The organism is Amycolatopsis sp. VC5-11 (assembly GCF_037034185.1).
GTDB classification, from domain to species: Bacteria; Actinomycetota; Actinomycetes; order Mycobacteriales; family Pseudonocardiaceae; genus Amycolatopsis; species Amycolatopsis nivea.
Map to the genome: position 1 here is coordinate 19,715 of NZ_JBAGKF010000036.1, position 20,505 is coordinate 40,219.

At 71.4% G+C, this 20,505-nt stretch carries 17 protein-coding genes; 14 read left to right on the forward strand and 3 right to left on the reverse strand.

Annotation, left to right across the window (positions count from 1 at the left end):
• Nucleotides 1-40: 40 nt before the first annotated feature.
• From WA670_RS44185 to WA670_RS44225, 9 genes are all read left to right on the forward strand, one after another.
• Nucleotides 41-1,741 (forward strand): CTP synthase, encoded by a 1,701-nt coding sequence (locus tag WA670_RS44185; protein WP_078870557.1) that lies wholly within the window; start codon nucleotides 41-43, stop codon nucleotides 1,739-1,741.
• Nucleotides 1,738-2,370 (forward strand): NUDIX domain-containing protein, encoded by a 633-nt coding sequence (locus tag WA670_RS44190; RefSeq protein ID WP_134668138.1) that lies wholly within the window; start codon nucleotides 1,738-1,740, stop codon nucleotides 2,368-2,370. The genes WA670_RS44185 and WA670_RS44190 overlap by 4 nt, the downstream gene beginning before the upstream one ends.
• A gap of 39 nt (nucleotides 2,371-2,409) precedes the next feature.
• Nucleotides 2,410-3,342: a site-specific tyrosine recombinase XerD gene (xerD, locus tag WA670_RS44195; RefSeq protein ID WP_134734331.1), complete on the forward strand. Its 933-nt coding sequence runs from the start codon at nucleotides 2,410-2,412 to the stop codon at nucleotides 3,340-3,342.
• A 132-nt stretch (nucleotides 3,343-3,474) separates the two neighbouring features.
• A complete protein-coding gene (locus tag WA670_RS44200) occupies nucleotides 3,475-4,533 on the forward strand; it encodes a ParA family protein (protein ID WP_336162159.1) in 1,059 nt (352 codons plus the stop codon).
• Nucleotides 4,530-4,946 carry a cobyrinic acid a,c-diamide synthase gene (locus tag WA670_RS44205; protein WP_134668136.1) on the forward strand — a complete coding sequence of 139 codons (417 nt, stop codon included), beginning with the start codon at nucleotides 4,530-4,532 and terminating at the stop codon, nucleotides 4,944-4,946. The genes WA670_RS44200 and WA670_RS44205 overlap by 4 nt, the downstream gene beginning before the upstream one ends.
• Nucleotides 4,946-5,971: a segregation and condensation protein A gene (locus WA670_RS44210; RefSeq protein WP_336162161.1), complete on the forward strand. Its 1,026-nt coding sequence runs from the start codon at nucleotides 4,946-4,948 to the stop codon at nucleotides 5,969-5,971. The genes WA670_RS44205 and WA670_RS44210 overlap by 1 nt, the downstream gene beginning before the upstream one ends.
• On the forward strand, nucleotides 5,968-6,810 hold the full coding sequence (gene scpB, locus WA670_RS44215; protein ID WP_442893176.1) for an SMC-Scp complex subunit ScpB: 843 nt from the start codon (nucleotides 5,968-5,970) through the stop codon (nucleotides 6,808-6,810). Before WA670_RS44210 ends, scpB begins: the two co-directional genes overlap by 4 nt.
• Nucleotides 6,800-7,552, forward strand: a complete 753-nt coding sequence (locus WA670_RS44220; RefSeq protein WP_037815466.1) for a pseudouridine synthase — start codon at nucleotides 6,800-6,802, stop codon at nucleotides 7,550-7,552. Before scpB ends, WA670_RS44220 begins: the two co-directional genes overlap by 11 nt.
• A gap of 88 nt (nucleotides 7,553-7,640) precedes the next feature.
• Nucleotides 7,641-9,542 carry a Xaa-Pro dipeptidyl-peptidase gene (locus tag WA670_RS44225; RefSeq protein ID WP_336162163.1) on the forward strand — a complete coding sequence of 634 codons (1,902 nt, stop codon included), beginning with the start codon at nucleotides 7,641-7,643 and terminating at the stop codon, nucleotides 9,540-9,542.
• A gap of 79 nt (nucleotides 9,543-9,621) precedes the next feature.
• On the opposite strand, the gene WA670_RS44230 is transcribed toward WA670_RS44225, so the two are convergent.
• From WA670_RS44230 to WA670_RS44240, 3 genes are read right to left on the reverse strand one after another with little or no spacing between them, the layout of a single operon-like run.
• Entirely contained in the window at nucleotides 9,622-10,812 is a 1,191-nt protein-coding gene (locus WA670_RS44230; RefSeq protein ID WP_043830232.1) for a cation:proton antiporter, read from the reverse strand.
• A complete protein-coding gene (locus WA670_RS44235; RefSeq protein WP_009079551.1) occupies nucleotides 10,812-11,294 on the reverse strand; it encodes a cation:proton antiporter regulatory subunit in 483 nt (160 codons plus the stop codon). The genes WA670_RS44230 and WA670_RS44235 overlap by 1 nt, the downstream gene beginning before the upstream one ends.
• A gap of 35 nt (nucleotides 11,295-11,329) precedes the next feature.
• Entirely contained in the window at nucleotides 11,330-11,698 is a 369-nt protein-coding gene (locus tag WA670_RS44240; protein WP_134668135.1) for a DUF4267 domain-containing protein, read from the reverse strand.
• Nucleotides 11,699-11,894: 196 nt separating this feature from the next.
• Here WA670_RS44240 and cmk point away from each other — a divergent pair, with 196 nt between their 5' ends.
• The 5 genes from cmk to WA670_RS44265 all read left to right on the forward strand — a co-directional run bounded on the left by cmk (nucleotide 11,895) and on the right by WA670_RS44265 (nucleotide 20,382).
• On the forward strand, nucleotides 11,895-12,620 hold the full coding sequence (cmk, locus tag WA670_RS44245; protein WP_037815473.1) for a (d)CMP kinase: 726 nt from the start codon (nucleotides 11,895-11,897) through the stop codon (nucleotides 12,618-12,620).
• Nucleotides 12,617-13,273 carry a lysophospholipid acyltransferase family protein gene (locus WA670_RS44250; RefSeq protein ID WP_205673281.1) on the forward strand — a complete coding sequence of 219 codons (657 nt, stop codon included), beginning with the start codon at nucleotides 12,617-12,619 and terminating at the stop codon, nucleotides 13,271-13,273. Before cmk ends, WA670_RS44250 begins: the two co-directional genes overlap by 4 nt.
• Before the next feature lie 16 nt (nucleotides 13,274-13,289).
• On the forward strand, nucleotides 13,290-14,774 hold the full coding sequence (gene der / locus WA670_RS44255; RefSeq protein WP_134668134.1) for a ribosome biogenesis GTPase Der: 1,485 nt from the start codon (nucleotides 13,290-13,292) through the stop codon (nucleotides 14,772-14,774).
• A 273-nt stretch (nucleotides 14,775-15,047) separates the two neighbouring features.
• Nucleotides 15,048-18,935: a Pls/PosA family non-ribosomal peptide synthetase gene (locus tag WA670_RS44260; RefSeq protein WP_336162167.1), complete on the forward strand. Its 3,888-nt coding sequence runs from the start codon at nucleotides 15,048-15,050 to the stop codon at nucleotides 18,933-18,935.
• 82 nt (nucleotides 18,936-19,017) lie between these two features.
• Entirely contained in the window at nucleotides 19,018-20,382 is a 1,365-nt protein-coding gene (locus tag WA670_RS44265) for a M1 family metallopeptidase (protein WP_336162169.1), read from the forward strand.
• The last annotated feature ends 123 nt before the right edge of the window (nucleotides 20,383-20,505 follow it).

The window sequence follows — 20,505 nt, forward strand, 5'->3', positions numbered from 1 at the left end:
CGGCGAGCGATCTGCCGGGAGTGGGATATGCTGGCGGCCCGTGGGACTTCAGTCGCGGGCTACCAAGTATGTCTTTGTCACCGGAGGCGTTGCCTCCTCTCTGGGTAAGGGTCTGACGGCGTCCAGCCTCGGACAGCTGCTCACTTCGCGCGGACTTCGCGTCACGATGCAGAAGCTCGACCCGTACCTCAATGTCGACCCCGGGACGATGAACCCGTTCCAGCACGGCGAGGTGTTCGTCACCGACGACGGCGCCGAGACCGATCTCGACATCGGGCACTACGAGCGCTTCCTCGACCGCTCTCTCGACGGCAAGGCGAACGTCACCACCGGACAGGTGTACTCGGAGGTGATCGCCAAGGAGCGCCGCGGCGAGTACCTCGGCGACACCGTCCAGGTGATCCCGCACATCACCGACGAGATCAAGGCGCGGATCACCGCCGCGGCCGGGCCGGACGAGAACGGCGTCGCGCCGGACGTGGTGATCACCGAGGTCGGCGGCACGGTCGGCGACATCGAGTCGCTGCCGTTCCTCGAGGCGTGCCGCCAGGTGCGCCACGACGTCGGCCGCGACCAGTGCTTCTTCCTGCACGTGTCGCTGGTGCCGTACCTCGCCCCCTCGGGCGAGCTCAAGACCAAGCCGACCCAGCACTCGGTCGCCGCGCTGCGCAACATCGGCATCCAGCCGGACGCGCTGGTGTGCCGCGCGGACCGGGAGATCCCGGACGACCTCAAGCGCAAGATCGGCCTGATGTGCGACGTCGACACCGAGGCGGTCATCGCCTGCCCGGACGCGCGCTCGATCTACGACATCCCGAAGGTGCTGCACGGCGAGGCGCTCGACGCGTACGTGGTGCGCCGGCTGGGCCTGCCGTTCCGGGACGTCGACTGGACGGTGTGGGGCGACCTGCTCGACCGCGTGCACAACCCGAGCGAGATCGTCCGGGTCGCCGTGGTGGGCAAGTACATCGACCTGCCGGACGCGTACCTCTCGGTCACCGAGGCGCTGCGCGCGGGCGGGTTCGCGCACCGCGCCAAGGTCGAGATCGTCTGGGTCGCCTCGGACGACGCGCAGACCGAATCCGGCGCGGCGTCCGTGCTGTCCGATGTGGACGGTGTGCTGATCCCCGGCGGGTTCGGCATCCGCGGCATCGAGGGCAAGGTCGGCGCGATCCACTACGCGCGCACGCACGGCGTCCCGCTGCTCGGGCTGTGCCTCGGGCTGCAGTGCATGGTCATCGAGAGCGCGCGGAACCTCGCGGGCATCGAGGGCGCGAACTCGGCCGAGTTCGACGAGGACACCCAGCACGCGGTGATCTCGACCATGGCCGACCAGCGCGACGTCGTCGCGGGCGAGCGCGACATGGGCGGCACCATGCGGCTCGGCGCGTACCCGGCGAAGCTCAAGGCCGGTTCGCAGGTCGCCAAGGCGTACGGCACCACCGAGGTGTCCGAACGCCACCGCCACCGCTACGAGGTGAACAACGCCTACCGCAAGCAGATCGGCGACGCGGGCCTGGTGTTCTCCGGCACCTCGCCGGACGACCGGCTCGTCGAGTTCGTCGAACTGCCCGCGGACCAGCACCCGTTCTTCGTGGGCACCCAGGCGCATCCCGAGCTGAAGAGCCGCCCGACCCGGCCGCACCCGCTGTTCAGCGCGTTCGTGAAGGCCGTCGTGGACCGCAAGGTCGCCGAGCGGCTCCCGGTCGAACTCCCCGAAACGCCCGTGGCGGCTCGGTGAGCGCGCCCGGCACGCACGAGTTCTCCGTCGCCGGCAGCACGGTCGTCCACGTGGGACGCGTCGTCGGCCTCCGGGTCGACGACGTCGTGATGCCCGGCGGGGAAACCGCCAAGCGCGAGGTGGTCGAACACCTCGGCGCGGTGGTGATCGCGGCGCTGGACAGCGAGGACAACGTCACGCTCGTGCACCAGTACCGGCATCCGCTCGGGCGCAGGCTGTGGGAGCTGCCCGCCGGGCTGATCGACAAGCCGGGGGAGGAGCCGGTCGAGGCGGCGAAGCGCGAGCTGGCCGAGGAATCCGGGCTGGCGGCGGCCCGCTGGGACACCCTGGTCGACGTCGCGGCCTCGCCCGGGTTCACCGACGAGGTGGTGCGCGTCTTCCTCGCGCGCGATCTGTCCGAAGTGGACCGCGAGGTGCTCGGCGACGAGGAGGCCGACCTGGTGGTGCGGAAGTTCCCGCTCGCCGAGGCGGTCCGGATGGCGCTGGCGGGCGAGCTGGTCAACGGCGCGACCGTCTCGGGCGTGCTGTCGGCGCACGCGGTGCTGACCGGGGCGGCGGAGACGCGCCCGGCCGACGCGCCGTGGCAGGACCGGCCGACGCGGTTCGCTCGCCGACTGGCCGAGGGCTGAATTCCCGGTTCTGTCAGGGCGCCGTCCTAGAGTGGCGGCGTGAATGACGCGAGAGTCGAGGTGCGGGGCGCGATCGCCACGTACCTCGACCACCTCGTCGTCGAACGCGGCACCGCCCGCAACACCCTCGACAGCTACTCGCGCGACCTCCGCCGCTATGCCGCTCACCTGGAAGCGGCGGGGATCGTGCGGCTGACCGAGGTCACGCCCGCGCACGTCACGTCGTTCGGAGCGGCGCTGCGCGAAGGCGACGAAGAACACCGGCCGCTGGCGGCGTCGTCGGCCGCGCGGGCGCTCGTCGCGGTGCGCGGGCTGCACAAATTCGCGCACGCCGACGGGCTCACCGAACACGACCCGGCCCGCGACGTCCGTCCGCCGGCCGCGGCGAAACGGCTGCCCAAGGCGTTGCCGGTCGCGGACGTCCTGAAGCTGCTCGACACTCCGCCGCCGGACGGCGAACGCGCCTTGCGCGACCGTGCGCTGCTGGAACTGCTCTACTCGACCGGAGCCCGGATCTCCGAGGCCGTCGGGCTCGACGTGGACGATGTGGACGAGACCGAGCGCACCGTCCTGCTCGACGGCAAGGGCGGCAAGCAACGGCTGGTGCCGATCGGCCGTCCCGCATTGGAAGCACTCGACGCGTACCTGGTCCGCGCCCGTCCCGCGCTCGCCGCGAACGGCCGGGGCACGTCCGCGATCTTCCTCAACGCCCGCGGCAGCCGGCTGTCCCGGCAAAGCGCGTGGCAGGTGCTCAAGGACACCGCCGAGCGGGCCGGGATCACCGCCGCGGTGTCGCCGCACACCCTGCGCCACTCGTTCGCGACCCACCTGCTCGAGGGCGGCGCGGACGTCCGCGTGGTGCAGGAACTGCTCGGCCACGCCTCGGTGACCACGACCCAGGTGTACACGCTCGTCACGGTCACGACGCTGCGAGAGGTCTACGCCACCGCGCATCCGCGCGCGCTGGGCTGAACGTCCGAACCGCCCCAGGGCCTTCCCACGCTGCGGTGACTCGGCCCGTGCGGCCCGGCGCGGCGCTTTGCCGGTGCTCCGGAAATCCGCATAGGCTGCCGGAGACCCCGCCGAACAAGGAGCTTTCGCGCCATGTCGACACCGACTCCGAACCAGCCGGAGGACCCGGCAGCGCCCGCCGGGCCAGCTGGGCCGGCAGTGTCCGCCGGGCCCGCTGTGTCTTCCGGGTCCTCCGGTTCGGCCGCGGCGAACCTCGAGCACGCGCGGATCGCCACGCCGGCGGACCACGAGGGCGACGAGCCGGAACGGCCGCTGACCCGCGCCGAACGCGCCCGGATGCGGGCGAAGGAGCGCGCGGAGAGCGGGATCGGGCCGACCGGGCGCCCGCTGCGCGAGATCCCCGAGCCGCCGCCGCTCGAGCGGCACGGCCCGGCGAAGGTGCTCGCCATGTGCAACCAGAAGGGCGGGGTCGGCAAGACCACGTCCACGATCAACCTCGGCGCCGCGCTCGCCGAATGCGGCCGCCGGGTGCTGCTGGTCGACTTCGACCCGCAAGGCGCGCTGTCGGTCGGGCTCGGCATCCAGCCGCACGAACTGGACCAGACGGTCTACAACGTCATCATGGAGCGCTCGGTGCAGATCGAGGACGTGCTCCGCAAAACCCGCGTCGACGGCGTTGACCTGCTGCCGAGCAACATCGACCTGTCCGCGGCGGAGGTCCAGCTCGTCGCAGAGGTAGGGCGCGAGCACACGTTGTTACGGGTCCTTCGTCCGGTGATGAACGACTACGACTATGTTCTTGTCGACTGCCAGCCCTCGCTCGGCCTGTTGACGGTGAACGCATTGACCGCCGCGGACGGTGTGATCATCCCCCTGGAGTGCGAGTTCTTCAGTCTGCGAGGCGTCGCGCTCCTGATCGACACGATCGAGAAGGTGCAGGAACGCCTCAACCCCAAACTGGACATCACGGGGATTCTCGCCACGATGTACGACCCGAGAACCCTGCACTCGAAGGAGGTCATGGCTCGCGTGGTCGAGGCATTCGGCGACACCGTGTTCGACACGGTGATCAACCGCACCGTGCGGTTCCCCGAGACGACGGTCGCGGGCGAGCCCATCACGACCTGGGCCCCCAAGTCCGCCGGCGCCGCGGCTTACCGCGCGCTGGCCCGCGAGGTGATCGCTCGGTGAGCAGGCGCGCTTCCCTGCCCGGAGCGTCGGAGCTCTTCCGCCTCACCTCCAGTCCGGCGACCCCCGCGCTCGAACGTCCCGCCGTGCCCGCTCCGGCGGAACCGGTGGCCCCGCCGCGCAAGCCGAGCGCTCCGGCGGACGCCGACCAGCTGGCCCGCAACGCGGCGCGCAGCGGGTCCGGGCGCACCAAGCACGACGCGAAGATCACCGTGTACGTCTCCGGCGAGGAACTGCTCGCGATGGAGCAGGCCCGGCTGAACCTGCGCGCCAAGCACGACCTGGTCGTCGACCGCGGCAGGCTGGTCCGCGAGGCGGTCGCCGTGCTGCTCGCCGACTTCGACCAGCGCGGCGAGGACTCCGTGCTGGTGCAGCGTTTGCGGGCGAACGGCGAGGACGGCGGAACCGAGGGCTGATGGACGAACCGGCATCGGCCGAGCTGCCGGAGCCGGAAGCGGCAGCCACCGAAAGCACGCGCGGCACGGAGGAACCCGGCGCCGCGGCTCCGGAGAGCACGGCGGCCGCGGAGTCTCCGGAGGAGACCGACGCTCCGGAAGCCCCCGGGCCCGCCGAGGCTCCGGCCGTGCACGAGACGGTGCACGGCGGCACCATCCCCGAGGGATACGCCGCCGACGAGGGCTCCTCGAAGTTCAAGGTGCGGCTGCAGAACTTCGAGGGCCCGTTCGACCTGCTGCTGCAGCTGATCTCGCAGCACCAGCTGGACGTCACCGAGGTCGCGCTCCACACCGTCACCGACGACTTCATCGCCTACACCCGCGCCCTCGGCCCGGACTGGAACCTCGACGAGACCACCGAGTTCCTGGTGATCGCGGCGACCCTGCTCGACCTCAAGGCCGCCCGGCTGCTGCCCGCGGCCGAGGTCGAGAACGAGGACGACCTCGCGCTGCTGGAAGCCCGCGACGTGCTGTTCGCGCGGATGCTGCAGTACCGCGCGTACAAGCAGGTGGCCGCGCTGTTCGGCGAGCTGGAGGAAGGCGCGCTGCGGCGGTACCCGCGGTCGGTGGCGCTGGAGGAGCGGTACCTCGGGCTGCTGCCGGAGGTGATGCTCGGCGTCACCCCGGAGCGGTTCGCGGAGATCGCGGTCGCGGTGTTCCGGCCGAAACCGCCGCCGCAGGTGTCGATCGCGCACATCCACATGGGCCGGGTGTCCGTGCGCGAGCACGCCGCGCTGCTGCGGCTCAAGCTCGCCGAGGCCGGGCAGGCGACGTTCAAGGAACTGACCTCGGACTGCGAGCACACGGTCGAGGTCGTGGCGAGGTTCCTCGCGCTGCTGGAGCTGTACCGCGAGTCGTCGGTGCAGTTCGACCAGCTGGAGGCGTTGGCGGAACTGCACGTGCGCTGGACCGGCGGCAGCGTGGCCGAGGCGTCCGTCGCCGCCGAGCACGACCGCGCGGCGGCCGATGAGGAGGAATACGGGTGAGCACCGAAGACGACCGCGCACCGGAGCGGGAGGAGAGTCCGGCGGAAGAGGCTCAGGTCGAGGCCGAACAGGCTGCGGTCGAGCCGGACGAGACTGAGCCGGAAACCGCGCCGCAGCCGGACAACGAGGCGGAGCCTGTGGAGGGCGTCGAGCCGGAACCCGCGCCGGAAGCCGAAGCGCCGGAGCCAGCCGAAACCGAGCCGGAATCCGCCGAAGCCGAACCCGCGCCGGAGCCCGAAGCCGCGGAGCCGTCCGACGACGAAGGACTGGTCGCCGTCGACAGCGGCCTGCCCAGCGTCGAGTCGGACGAGGCGCTCGAAGCCGCTCTCGAAGCGCTGCTGCTCGTCGTGGACTCGCCGATCGCGGAGGATTCCCTCGCCGAAACGCTGGACCAGCCGGTCGCCAGGGTGACCGTCGCGCTGCGGACGATGGCGCAGAAGTTCACCGAGCGGGCCAGCGGGATCGACCTGCGGCGCGTCGGCGAAGGGTGGCGGTTCTACACTAGGGACACCTACGCCCCGTTCGTGGAGAAGCTCCTGCTGGACGGCCAGCGGTCGAAGCTGACCAGGGCCGCGCTGGAGAGCCTCGCCGTGATCGCGTACCGGCAGCCGGTCACCCGGGCCCGGGTCGCGGCGGTGCGCGGGGTGAACGTGGACGGCGTGATCCGGACCCTGCTGGCGCGGGGGCTCATCGAGGAGATGGGCACCGACCCGGAGACCACGGGCACGCTGTACGTGACGACCGAGCTGTTCCTGGAGCGACTGGGGCTGTCGTCGCTGAACGACCTGCCCCCGATCGCTCCGCTGCTACCCGAAGTGGACACCATCGATGACATCTGAGCAACACCCCGACGGCATCCGCCTGCAGAAGGTCCTGTCGCAGGCGGGCGTGGCGTCGCGCCGGGCCGCCGAGGACCTGATCGCGGCCGGCCGGGTGGAGGTGGACGGCGAGGTCGTCACCGAACTGGGCCGCCGCGTGCACCCGGACGAGGCGGTGATCCACGTCGACGGCACGCGGGTCAACCTCCGCGACGACCTCGTGTACCTCGCGTTCAACAAGCCCAAGGGCGTGCACTCGACGATGTCGGACGACCGGGGCCGCCCGTGCGTCGGCGACTACCTGCGCGGCCGGTGGGAGGAGACCCCGGGCGTCGTGCACGTCGGGCGGCTCGACGAGAACACCGAGGGCCTGCTGCTGCTGACCAACGACGGCGACCTCGGGCACCGGCTGATGCACCCGTCGTACCGGGTGCTCAAGACGTATTTCGCGGAGGTCGAGGGGCTGGTGCCGCGCGGGCTCGGCAAGGAGCTGCGCGCGGGCTGGGAGCTGCCGGACGGGATCGTGAAGGTCGACCAGTTCCGGGTCAAGGACATGCATTCCGGCCGGAGCATGATCGAGCTGGTGATCCACGAGGGCCGCAAGCACATCGTGCGCAGGCTCATGGCGGCCACCGGGCACCCGGTCCGTAAGCTGGTGCGCACCGCGGTCGGCGACGTGCAGCTGGGCAACCAGCGCCAGGGCACGATCCGCAGGCTGAACCGCGGCGAGGTCGGCACGCTGTACCGCACCGTGGGACTCTGACCGGTTCCCCACTTTCGGCCCTGCTGCCGGACCCCGCGCCCCGACCAGAGTTGTCGGTACCCGACGACGACTCTGGAGGGCGACGGGAATGCGTGTGCTGACAGGGCTGTGCGCCGCCGCGGTGCTGGCCGCGGGAGTGGTGGTGCCGGCGGCCGCGACGGCCGCCCCGGCGAGAACCGCCACGGAGCCGCAGTACGACTACGCCGGGGCGATCCGCGAAACGGTGTGGGTCGACCTCGGCCGGGACGGCGACGGGGACGGCGTGCCGGACCGGGTCGCCGCCGACATCGTGCGACCGAAGGAACCGGCCGAGGCGGGCAAGAAGATCCCGGTGATCATGGACGCCAGCCCGTACTACTCCTCGGTGGGGCGCGGCAACGAAACCCAGTTCAAGACGTACGACGCGCAGGGCCGCCCGGTCGGCTTCCCGCTGTTCTACGACAACTACTTCGTGCCGCGCGGGTACGCGGTGGTGCTCGTGGACCTCGCGGGCACCAACCGGTCGACCGGGTGCGTGGACGTCGGCGGCAACTCGGACGTCCAGTCGGCGAAGAAGGTCGTCGACTGGCTGAACGGCCGCGCGACCGGCTACACCGCGAAAACCGGCGGCACGACGATGTCGGCGGGCTGGAGCGACGGCGGCGTCGGGATGATCGGCAAGTCCTACGACGGCACCATCGCCAACGGCGTCGCCTCGACCGGCGTCGAAGGACTCAAGACCATCGTGCCGATCTCCGCGATCAGCTCCTGGTACGACTATTACCGCTCGGACGGCGCGTCGTTCGGCTTCAACCCGGACGGGCTCGCGCAGACCGTCGAGCGGCGCAACGGCGGCCAGGATTGTTCGGCGCAGAACCGGAAACTCGCCGAGGGCGCGACCGAGAACGGCGACTACGGCCCGCTGTGGGCGGAGCGCGACTACGTGGCGAACGCGAAGAACGTGCGCGCCTCCGTGTTCATTTCGCACGGCGTCAACGACCTGAACGTCATGCCGATCAACTACGGCCAATGGTGGGACGCGCTCGCCGCGAAGGGCGTGCAGCGCAAGATCTGGCTCGCCCAGACCGGCCACGTCGACCCGTTCGACTACCGCCGCACCGAGTGGGTCGACACCCTGCACCGGTGGTTCGACCACTACCTGATGGGCATCGACAACGGCATCGATAAGGAACCGCAGGCGGCTGTCGAACGCCAGCCGGACCAGTGGGTCAACGAAGCGACCTACCCCGCGCCGGGCACCAAGGCGACGGTGTTGCGGCCGCAGCCGGGCCGTACCGCTGGCGTCGGCACGCTCGGCACCGCGGGTGGCCGGGGCAGCGCGTCGTTCACCGACAACCCGAAGATCGGCGAGAACGAGTGGGCGGCGAACCCGTCGGGCACGTCGCCGAACCGCGTCCTGTACAGCACTAGCGCGCTCTCTTCGCCGGTGCAGGTCTCGGGCACCTCGTCGATCACCGTGACGGCCACGCCGAGCACTCCGACCGCGCATCTGTCGGCGATGCTGGTGGACTACGGCCCCGCGAAGATCCGCAATTTCTCGGGCCCTGGCGAAGGAATCGTGACCGGCACGGACCGCACGTGCTGGGGTTCGAGCATCGACGGCGACAGCGCTTGCTACAAGGTGACCAGCGCGGACACGACGAACGTGGACTACACGATCATCAGCCGAGGCTGGGCGGACCTGGCGAACTACCAGTCCCTGAGCCGCGAAGCACGGCTGACGCCGGGCAAGGCGTACACGATGACGTTCCGCCTGGCGAGCACCGACCACATCGTCCCGGCCGGACACCGGCTGGCACTGGTGATCGGCGGGACGGACGCCAATTTCGTCACCGCACCGGCGAACCCGCCGAAGCTGACCATCGACCTGGCCAAGACCTCGGCCCGGATCCCGCTGGTCGGCACGGTTCCGGCGCGTCCGCGGACGGAATCCGCTCCGGCGGGGCCGCTCGCGCACGTTCCGGCCGCGGCGCGGTTCGACCTGCGCTGACAAAAGTCCGTGAAGGGCTCCTTGAGGGAATCAGATTCCCTCAAGGAGCCCTTCACGGACTGTCCGCTGAGCCGCGCAGTCAGCTGGCGGTGACGGTTTCTTTCGCGGCTGCCTTGCGCTGGAAGGCTTTCGCGATCGGCTCGACGACTCGCGCGGCCGTCGGCCCAAGGATCGCCATCAGCAGCACGTAAGCCGTAGCGAGCGCGGCCAGTTCGCCGTCGACAGCTCCCGCAGTAACCGCCAGCCCGGCGATGACGATCGAAAACTCGCCCCGCGCAACCAAAGCCGCTCCAGCACGGGCGCGGCCGAGCCGACCGATTTTCTGCCGCCGAGCAGCCCACCACCCGGTGGCCACCTTCGTCAGCGTCGTCACGACCGCGAGCGCCGCGGCCCATCCCAGCACCGGCGGGATCGACGCCGGGTTGGTGTTCAGCCCGAACACCACGAAGAACATCGCAGCAAAGAGATCCCGCAGCGGTTCCAGCAGCCGGGTCGCGTTGTGCGCGGTCGACCCGGACACCGCGATCCCCAGCAGGAACGCCCCGACCGCCGCCGACACCTGCAGTGCCGAAGCGATCCCGGCCACCAGCAGGGCGGCGCCGAGGATCTTGAGCAGGAACACTTCCCGGTCGTCGCTGTCCACCAGCGCCGACACATACCGCCCGAACTTCAGCGCGATCACCAGCACCACGGTGATGACCAGCAGCGAAATGCCGACGGCTTCCAGCCCGCCGAGCAGGCTCACCCCGCCGAGAATCGCGGTCAGGATCGGCAGGTACAGCGCCATCACGAGGTCCTCGAACACGAGGATCGACAGCACCACCGGCGTTTCGCGGTTGCCGAGCCGGCCGAGGTCGCCGAGGACCTTCGCGATGATGCCGGACGACGAGATGTACGTGACGCCCGCCATGACGATCGCGCCGATCGGGCCCCAGCCCAGGATCAGCGCGACCGCCGCGCCGGGTGCGGCGTTGAGCACGATGTCCACCAGGCCCGCGGTCCACGACCGCCGCATGCCGGTGAACAGTTCGGCCGCGGAGTACTCCAGGCCGAGCAGGAGAAGCAGCAGCACCACGCCGATTTCGCTGGCGAGGTGGGCGAAATCGCCGATGTCGGCGAGCGGGATCAGGCCGCCCGAACCGAAGCACAGGCCGCCGAGCAGATAGAGGGGGATGGGGGAGAGGCCGATCCGGCCGGCGAGCCTGCCCAGCGCGCCGAGCACGAAGAAGACCGCGCCGAGTTCGATCAGCGAAAGTGCGGTGTGGTCCATCAGCCGTGCTTGAGGATCTTGGCGGCGGCTTCCAGTCCCTCGGACGTGCCGACCACGACGAGCAGGTCGCCCGCGGTGAAGAGGAAGTCCGGCGTCGGCGACGGGTGCACCTGCCCGGCCCGCATCACCGCGACGATCGAGACGCTGGTGCGCGTGCGCATCGCGGTGTCGCCGAGCGAACGGCCGTCGAACGGGCTGTCCGCGGTGATCGGCAGCTGCTTCGTGTTGATGCCCGGCAGCTCGCGGTGCTCCTCGTTCAGCTGCGCCACCAGCTGCGGCGCGCCGAGCAGGTTCGAGAGCGCGCCCGCCTCGTCCGCGGTCAGCGGAAGCGACGCGAGGCAGGCGTCCGGATCGTCGGATTTGGAGACGATCAGCTCGATCTTGCCGTCCCGCTGGGTGACGACGCCGATGCGGCGGCCCGCGCGGGTGGCGAAGTCCTTGCGGACACCGATTCCGGGAAGAGGGGTGACTTCGACGTTCACTCGGCCACGGTAACTCATTGTCCGATTCGCGGAGTTCAGCCCAGCAGGAACAGGACCGAGGTCGCGGCCATGAACGCGGCGGTCGCGCCGTGCACTCCGTAGGCCATGCTCTTCTTCCCCTTGTGCCGCAGGATGATCAGCATGTCGCACACCGGCATGACCGTCGCGGCCAGCAGCAGCCAGCCGGCCAGGTGCGCGCTGCCCGCCAGCATCGCGACGCCGAGGATCAGCCCGGTGCCGATGTCGCGGTTCCCCTTGATCTCGAAGAACGCCGTCGAGCCGGTCGGGATTTCCCGCAGGCCGAACGTCGCGGCGCTTTTCGCCGGGGCGGTCAGATAGCCGAAGCCGACGTAGATGATGCCGAGGACGGGGACGGCGGCGAGGACGTAAGCGGCGATCAGCACGGGGAGCCTCCGCGGGAGTTAGCAACGCTAGGAACAAGTGCAACGCTAACTTAGCGGCGCTAGCTTGTCTAGCGGCGCCTGGATTTGCCCCGTGGACACCGCCTGAGGTGCCGGGACCGGCTACGGGCAGAATGAACCGGACTGGGTGTGCGGGACGAACGTGAGGAGAGCATCGGTGACGGGAGCCCTACGTGGGGTGGTCGCGCTGGACGGCCCGTCGGGAACCGGCAAGACCACGGTGGCGCGCAAGCTCGCCGGACGGCTGAGCGCCCGCTACCTCGACACCGGAGCGATGTACCGCGTCGTCACGCTCGCCGTGCTGCGCGCCGGGATCGACCTCGCCGACGAACACGCGGTCGGCGCCCTCGCGCACGACGTCGACTTCTCGCTCGGCACCGACCCGGAGCGGCCGGACATCCGGCTGGCCGGCGAGGACGTCGCGGCCGAGATCCGCGGCCCCGAGGTGACCGGCGCGGTGTCGCCGGTGTCGGCCGTGCCGCAGGTGCGCGAGGTGCTCGTCGCCCGCCAGCGCCGGATCATCGCCGACGCGGTCGAGGACGACGGCGGGATCGTCGTGGAGGGCCGGGACATCGGCACCACCGTCGCGCCGGACGCGCCGCTCAAGATCTACCTCACCGCCTCGGCCGAGGTCCGCGCCGCGCGGCGGAACACCCAGGACTCCGCGGCGGGACGGGCCTCGAGCGTCGAATCCGCCCGCGAATCGGTGGAGCGCCGCGACCGGATCGACTCCACCCGCGCCGCCTCGCCGCTGCGCGCGGCCGGGGACGCGGTCCAGGTGGACACCTCCGAGCTGACCATCGACCAGGTGATCGTCGCGCTGGCCGAACTCGCCCGCGGGCGGGGGCTGCTCGGCGACTGCCCGGCCGAACCGGCCGCCGCCGAGGCCGGGGTCAGCCGGTGAGCGGGGCCCTCCCCGAGGGGGCGAACGGCCTCCTGCTCGACATCGGGCGGACCGCGGGCCGGTATTATCTGCGTCCGGCGTTCCGGATCCGGGTGCACGGCCGCGACCGGGTGCCCGCCGACGGGCCGCTCGTGGTGATCGCGAACCACAGCTCGAACGTCGATCCGCAGCTGGTGATCGGAATGCTTCCGCGCCGAAGCGCGTTCTTGGCCAAGGCCGAGCTGTTCACGGGGATCGGAGGCCGGTTCCTGCGGGCGATCGGCCAGATCCCGGTCCGCCGGGGCGAGATCGACCGGACACCGCTGACCACGGCGGTCGGGGTGCTCAAGGCGGGCGGGGCGGTCGGGATCTTCCCGGAAGGCACGCGCGGCGAGGGCGACGTCGGCGCCGCCGAGCGCGGAGCGGCGTGGCTGGTGCGCGCTTCGGGAGCCACTGTGCTGCCGATCGCGATCCGCGGGACGCGCAAGCCCGCCGACGGCAAGCGCCGCTGGCGCCCGCGCGTGGACCTCCTCTTCGGGGAGCCGTTCGCGCTGAAGGTCGGTCCGGGCCGCAAGGGCCTCGACCAGGGCACCGAGGAGCTGCGCACGCAGCTCGCGGCGCTCGTGCAGTCTTTGGACGACTGGCGCGGCGAACACGGGTTCGCCACGCCGTAGGTGAAGTTGGGAAACGATGACAGGGTTTGACGCCGCCGCTGACAGTGCGGTGGACGGTCTCGGCGAGGTCGACGGCAGCTGGTCCGACGAGTCCGAGTTCGCCGCGCTCGACGCGAAGATCGAGGCCGAGGAAGCCGACGGCCGGGCGGCCGCCGCACAGCCGGTGCTCGCCGTGGTCGGGCGGCCGAACGTGGGCAAGTCCACGCTGGTCAACCGCATCCTCGGCCGCCGGGAAGCGGTCGTGCAGGACGTGCCGGGCGTGACGCGCGACCGCGTCGCCTACGACGCGTTCTGGGCCGGGCGCCGGTTCACGCTCGTCGACACCGGCGGCTGGGAGCCCGACGCCACCGGCCTGCAGGCCTCGGTCGCGCAGCAGGCGGAGATGGCCATGCAGACCGCGGACGCGGTGCTCCTGGTCATCGACGCGACGGTCGGGGCTACCGCCACCGACGAGGCCGTCGCGCGCGTGCTGCGCCGTTCCAAGAAGCCGGTCCTGCTGGCCGCGAACAAGGTGGACGACGACCGGCTGCTGGCCGACACCGCGTCGCTGTGGTCGCTGGGTCTCGGCGAACCGCACCCGGTCAGCGCGCTGCACGGGCGCAGCTCGGGCGACCTGCTCGACGCGATCATGGCCGCGCTGCCCGAAGCGCCGCGCGAAGCCGGCACGGTGACCGCCGGGCCGCGCCGCGTCGCGCTGGTCGGCAAGCCGAACGTCGGCAAGTCCAGCCTGCTCAACAAGCTTTCCGGCGAGCAGCGTTCGGTGGTCGACTCGGTCGCGGGCACCACTGTCGACCCGGTCGACTCGCTGGTCGAGCTGGACGGCGAGGTCTGGCGGTTCGTGGACACCGCGGGCCTGCGCAAGCGCGTGAACTTCGCCGACGGCGCGGAGTACTACGCCTCGCTGCGCACCAAGACCGCGATCGACGCGGCCGAGGTCGCGCTCGTGCTGCTGGACGCCTCGGAACCGCTGACCGAACAGGACCTGCGGGTGCTGACGATGGTGGTCGAGGCGGGCCGCGCGTGCGTGCTCGTGTTCAACAAGTGGGACCTGGTCGACGAGGACCGCCGGTACGCGATGGTGCGCGAGCTGGACCGCGGCCTCGTGCGAGTGCCGTGGGCGGAGAAGGTCAACGTCTCCGCGCTCACCGGGCGCGCGGTGCGCAAGCTCGCGCCCGCCCTGCGCACGGCGCTGTCCTCGTGGGACCAGCGCGTGTCGACCGGTCAGCTCAACGGCTGGCTGTCCGACCTCATCGCGGCCACGCCGCCGCCGGTGCGCGGGGGCAAGCAGCCGAAGGTGCTGTTCGCGACGCAGGCGGGCATCCGCCCGCCGACGCTGGTGCTGTTCACCACCGGGTTCCTCGAGGCCGGCTACCGCCGGTTCATCGAGCGGAAATTCCGCGAGCAGTTCGGCTTCGCGGGCAGTCCCGTCCGGGTGAATGTGCGCGTCCGCGAAAAGAAGCAGAAGCCGAAGGCGGGCGGAAAAGCGGCTCGCAACCGCTGATTCCTTTCCCGGCAAGGGAATTCCCGGCGTATCCGATGCACCGGGATTCCCTTGCCTGGCCTGCGGTCGGTGATGTCCGACACGCCGCCGTTACCCTGACGCGACCTGGGCTTGATCGCCGCGTAAGGTGGACGGTCGCTACGGGCGCCTCATTCGGATGGCCGGCCCGAATGACGCTCGCGAAAGGTGAGTGATGGGCTTGCGCGCCCAGAGTCCGACCGTGTCCACCCCGTTCCGGAATACCGGAGCGCACCCGGCCGCTGGGGCGGCCCGGTGACGCTGACCGCCGATTCCGGCAGCACCGAAGCCCTGACTCTCGCCGTCGAGGCCGCGCTCTCGCCCGCTCTGTTCGAGACCGCCGCGCCCGCCGCCGAGCGCACCCTCCTGGACATCCTCACCGCGACCGCGGAGCGGCACCCGAACGCCGCCGCGCTCGACGACGGCACCGGCCCGCTGAGCTACCGCAGGCTGACCGAAGAGATCGACGCGTACGCCCGCAAGCTGCGCGAGCACGGCGTCGGCCTCGGCGACCGCGTCGGCATCCGGATCTCCTCGGGCACCGCCGAGCTGTACGTCGCGATCCTGGCGACCCTGTCGGTCGGCGCGGCGTACGTGCCGGTCGACGCGGACGACCCCGACGAGCGCGCCGAGCTGGTGTTCGGCGAGGCCGGCGTCGCCGCGATCGCCACCGACGGCGAGATCGCCGTCGCCGGGACCCCGAGCGGCGCGACCGGCGAGCCCGGCCCGGCCGACGACGCGTGGATCATCTTCACCTCCGGCTCCACCGGCAAGCCGAAGGGCGTCGCGGTCACGCACGCCTCGGCGGCGGCCTTCGTGGACGCCGAAGCGCAGCTTTTCCTGACCGACGAGCCGATCGGCCCCGGCGACCGGGTGCTGGCCGGGCTGAGCGTCGCGTTCGACGCCTCCTGCGAAGAGATGTGGCTGGCCTGGCGGCACGGCGCCTGCCTGGTGCCCGCGCCGCGCGCGCTGGTGCGCACCGGCGTCGACCTCGGCCCGTGGCTGGTCGCGCAGGGCATCACGGTCGTCTCGACGGTGCCGACGCTGGCCGCGCTGTGGCCGGCGGACGCGCTGGAAGACGTGCGCCTGCTCATCTTCGGCGGCGAAGCCTGCCCGCCGGAACTGGCCGAGCGCGTGGCCGTCGAAGGCCGCGAAGTGTGGAACACCTACGGCCCGACCGAGGCGACCGTCGTCGCCTGCGCCGCGCAGATGACCGGCGAGGGCCCGGTGCGGATCGGGCTGCCGCTGGTCGGCTGGCAGCTCGTCGTGGTGAACGAGGAGGGCGAGCCGGTCGCCATGGGCGAGACCGGCGAGCTGGTCATCGGCGGGGCCGGGCTCGCCCGGTACCTCGACGCGGAGAAGGACGCGCAGAAGTTCGCGCCGCTGCCCTCGATGGGCTGGGAGCGCGCCTACCGCAGCGGCGACATGGTCCGCGCGGAGCCGGAAGGCCTGCTGTTCCTCGGCAGGCTCGACGAGCAGATCAAGCTCGGCGGACGCCGGATCGAGCTGGGCGAGGTCGACGCGGCGCTGCAGGCGCTGCCCGGCGTGCGCGGCGCGGCCGCCGCGGTCCGCCGCACCAAGGCGGGCAACCAGGTCCTGGTCGGCTACATCGTCCCCGAGGACGGCGAAACGCTCGACACCGACGACGCCGCGACGCGGCTGCGCGCACAACTGCCCGCCGCGCTGGTGCCGCTGCTGGCGACGATCGACGACCTGCCGACCCGCACGTCCGGCAAGGTCGACCGCGCCGCGCTGCCGTGGCCGCTGTCCACTGTGGACGCGAGCGCGGCCGGGCTGTCGCCCACCGAGGCGTGGCTCGCCGAGGGCTGGAGCGAGATCCTCGGCGTGTCGGTGAGCACCGCCGGCGCCGACTTCTTCACCAACGGCGGCGGCAGCCTCACCGCGGCGCAGCTGATCGCGCGCATCCGCACCCGCCACCCCGAGGTGTCGGTCAGCGACATCTACCAGAACCCGAAGCTGGGCGCGCTCGCCGCGAAGCTGGACGCGCTCAGCGGCGAGGAGACCGAACGCCGCGAGATCGCGCCGACGCCGCGTCGCGCCGGTCTCGTGCAGTCGCTGCTGATGGTCCCGCTGATGGGTCTCGTCGGGCTGCGCTGGACGACGCTCGCCGCCGTCTGCTCGAACGTGCTGGCACTGCTGGGAGTGTCCTGGGCGCCGACGCTGAACTGGGCGTGGCTGGTGCTCGCCTGGCTCGTGCTGTTCACCCCGGCGGGCCGGATCGCCATCGCCGCGGGCGGCGCGCGCGTGCTGCTGTCCGGCGTCCGCCCCGGCACCTACCCGCGCGGCGGGAGTGTCCACTTGCGACTGTGGACTGCCGAGAAGCTGGCCGAGTTCAGCGGCGCGGACAGCGTCGCGGGCGCGTCGTGGATGACGACGTACGCGAAGGCGCTCGGCGCGCGCATCGGCAAGGACGTCGACCTGCACTCGCCGCCGCCGGTCACCGGTTTCCTCAAACTGGGCCGCGGCGCGGCGGTGGAGCCCGAGGTCGATCTGTCCGGCCACTGGGTCGACGGCGACGTCGTGCACATCGGCAAGATGCGGATCGGGGCCGAGGCCAGGGTCGGCGCGCGCAGCACGCTGTTCCCCGGCGCCCGGGTCGGCAAGGGCGCGGAGATCGCCGCCGGGTCGACCGTGCGCGGCGCGGTCCCGGCGGGCCAGCGCTGGGCCGGTTCGCCCGCGGTGCGCTCGGACGTCAAGGACGCGCTGAAGTGGCCGTCGAGCCGTCCGCCGCGGTCGCGGTTCTGGGCTTCGGTGTACGGCGCGACGTCGGTGTTCCTGGGGCTGCTGCCCGGGATCGCCGCGCTGCCGGGCGTCGCGGTGATCGGGTACGCGGTCGCTGGCACCTCTGATCTGAGTGCCGCGTTGAGCCAGGCGTTGATCTTCGTGCCGGTCGCCACCGTCGCTTACTTCCTGACCTACGCACTGCTCGTGCTGGCCGGCGTCCGCGCGCTGGGCGTCGGCATGGTCGAGGGCTATCACCCGGTGCACGGCCGCGTCGCGTGGCAGGTCTGGGCGACCGAGCGACTGATGGGGATGGCCCGCGAAGGCCTGTTCCCGTTGTACGCCAGCCTGTTCACGCCGGTGTGGCTGCGGCTGCTCGGCGCGAAGGTCGGCCGCAACGTGGAGGCGTCGACCGTCCTGGCGCTGCCGAAGATGACCAAAGTGGACAGTGGCGCGTTCCTCGCCGACGACACCATGGTCGCCACCTACGAACTGGGCCACGGCTGGCTGCACGCCGCCCCGGCGCGGATCGGCAAGCAGGCGTTCCTCGGCAACTCGGGGATGACCGCGCCGGGCCGTTCGGTGCCGAAGCGCGGGCTGGTCGGGGTGCTGTCCTCGACGCCGGCGAAGGCGAAGAAGGGCTCGTCGTACCTGGGCATGCCGCCGCTGCCGGTGCGCCGCGCGGTGGAGGAGAGCGACACCAGCCGCACTTACACGCCGCCGCTGCACCTCAGGGCGGCGCGGGCGCTGGTCGAGCTGTGCCGGATCCTGCCGGTGATGTGCGCGGTGGCGCTCACCGTCGGCGTCGCGTTCGCGCTGGTGGCGCTGGCGGAGTGGGGCGGCTTCTGGGCCGCCGCGCTGCTGGCCGGGCCGGTGCTGCTGGCCGCCGGGATCGTCGCGGCGCTCACCGCGACCGCGGCGAAGTGGCTGCTGGTCGGGAAGTTCCGCGAGATCGACCATCCGCTGTGGAGTTCGTTCGTGTGGCGCAACGAGCTGGCCGACACGTTCGTCGAGGCGCTCGCGGTGCCGTGGCTGATCGGGTCGCTCGGCGGCACGCCGCTGCTGCCCGCGTGGCTGCGCACGATGGGCGTCAAGATCGGCCGCGGCGTCTGGCTCGACACCTACTGGCTGCCCGAGTCCGACCTGGTCGAACTGGGCGACGGCGCGACGATCAACCGCGGCTGCGTGGTGCAGACGCACCTGTTCCACGACCGGATCATGACCATGTCGCGGGTGACGCTGGAAGAGGGCGCGACGCTCGGCCCGCACGGGATCGTGCTGCCGGGCGCGAGCATCGGCGCGCGCACCACGGTGGGCCCGGGTTCGCTCGTGACGCGCGGCGACGCGGTGCCCGCGGACAGCCGCTGGCTCGGCAATCCGATCTCGGCCTGGCGGCGGTGAGGGCACGGCCGTTGCGGCCCCTGCCCTCGTGCCTCATCCTGGAAACGATCACGGCAGCGGGCGAAGGCGGGTTTCGGTGCGGGTGAACGGGAAAGCGGCCGCGCCCGGAGCGGAGACCTCGGGCGACGGGTACCTCCCCGCGCACGGGAACGGCGGCTACCGGGTCCGGCACTACGACCTCGATCTCGACTACCGGATCGGGCCGAACCGGCTGTCCGCCGCCGCGGTGCTCACGTGCGAGGCCACTCAGGCGCTGTCCCGGCTGACGCTCGACTTCGGCGAGTTCCGGGTGTCGCGCGTGCTGGTCGACGGCAAACCGGCGAAGTACGTGCGGCGCGGGCTGAAGCTGCAGGTCAAACCGGCGCGGTCGCTTCCGGCCGGTGCCGAGTTCCAGGTGGAGATCCGCTACGCGGGCAATCCGCGGCCGGTCAGCAGCCGGTGGGGAGACATCGGCTGGGACGAGCTGACCGACGGCGCGCTGGTGGCGAGCCAGCCGGTGGGCGCGCCGTCGTGGTTCCCGTGCAACGACCATCCGGCGGACAAGGCGAGCTACCGGATCTCGGTCGCGACGTCGTCGCCGTATCTCGTCGCGGCGACGGGGAATCTCGTGTCGCGGTACCAGTCGGCGAGCACGACCAAGTGGGTGTTCGAGCGGCCGGAGCCGACTTCGACGTACCTGGTGAGCGTCCAGATCGGGCGGTACGAGGACCTCGAATTGTCTTCCGGCGCCTGGGTTCCGGGGACCGCGGTCGACCGGCCGGGCGGCGTCGTCCAGCGCGCCGCGGTGCCGCCCCGGCTGCGGCGGGCGTTCGCGCGGGACTTCGGGCGGCAGGGCCGGATGATGGACGCGCTCGAGGACTGGTTCGGGCCGTATCCGTTCGGCGAGTACGTGGTGGTCGTGACGGACGACGATCTGGACGATCCCATCGAGGCGCAGGGGATGGCGATCTTCGGGGCCAACCATGTCGACGGGAAGCGGACTCACGAGCGGCTGGTGGTGCATGAGCTGGCGCATCAGTGGTTCGGGAACAGCCTGACTGTCGCTGATTGGCGGCATATTTGGCTTAATGAGGGGTTTGCTACTTACGCCGAGTGGTTGTGGTCGGAGCGGGCCGGTGGGGAGTCGGCGGAGGCGTTGGCTCGGGGTTGGCATGCGCGGGTGCGGGCCAAGCCGGCGGATGTGACTATCGGGGATCCTGGGGTTTCTCGGATGTTTGACGAGCGCGTGTATAAGCGTGGGGGGTTGACGCTGCACGCGCTGCGGGGGGAGATGGGGGATTCGGCGTTTTTCGCACTGGTCAAGGCTTGGGCGGTGGAGAACCGGCACGGGGCGGTGACTACGGAGGGGTTCGTGGCGCTGGCGGAGTCTTATGCTGGGCGGTCTTTGGGGGAGTTCTTCGTCCGGTGGTTGGAGAGGGTTGAGTTGCCGTCCTTGCCGTTGTTGTGATTCGGCTCGTCGCCTGGCGGCGACATTGCGCACGGGTGGTTGCGTGGGGCACCCCGAAGTTTGATTGTGCTGACGGTTCGGGGGTGCTTGTCAAGGCGGGAAAGATGCCTTGACAAGCACCCC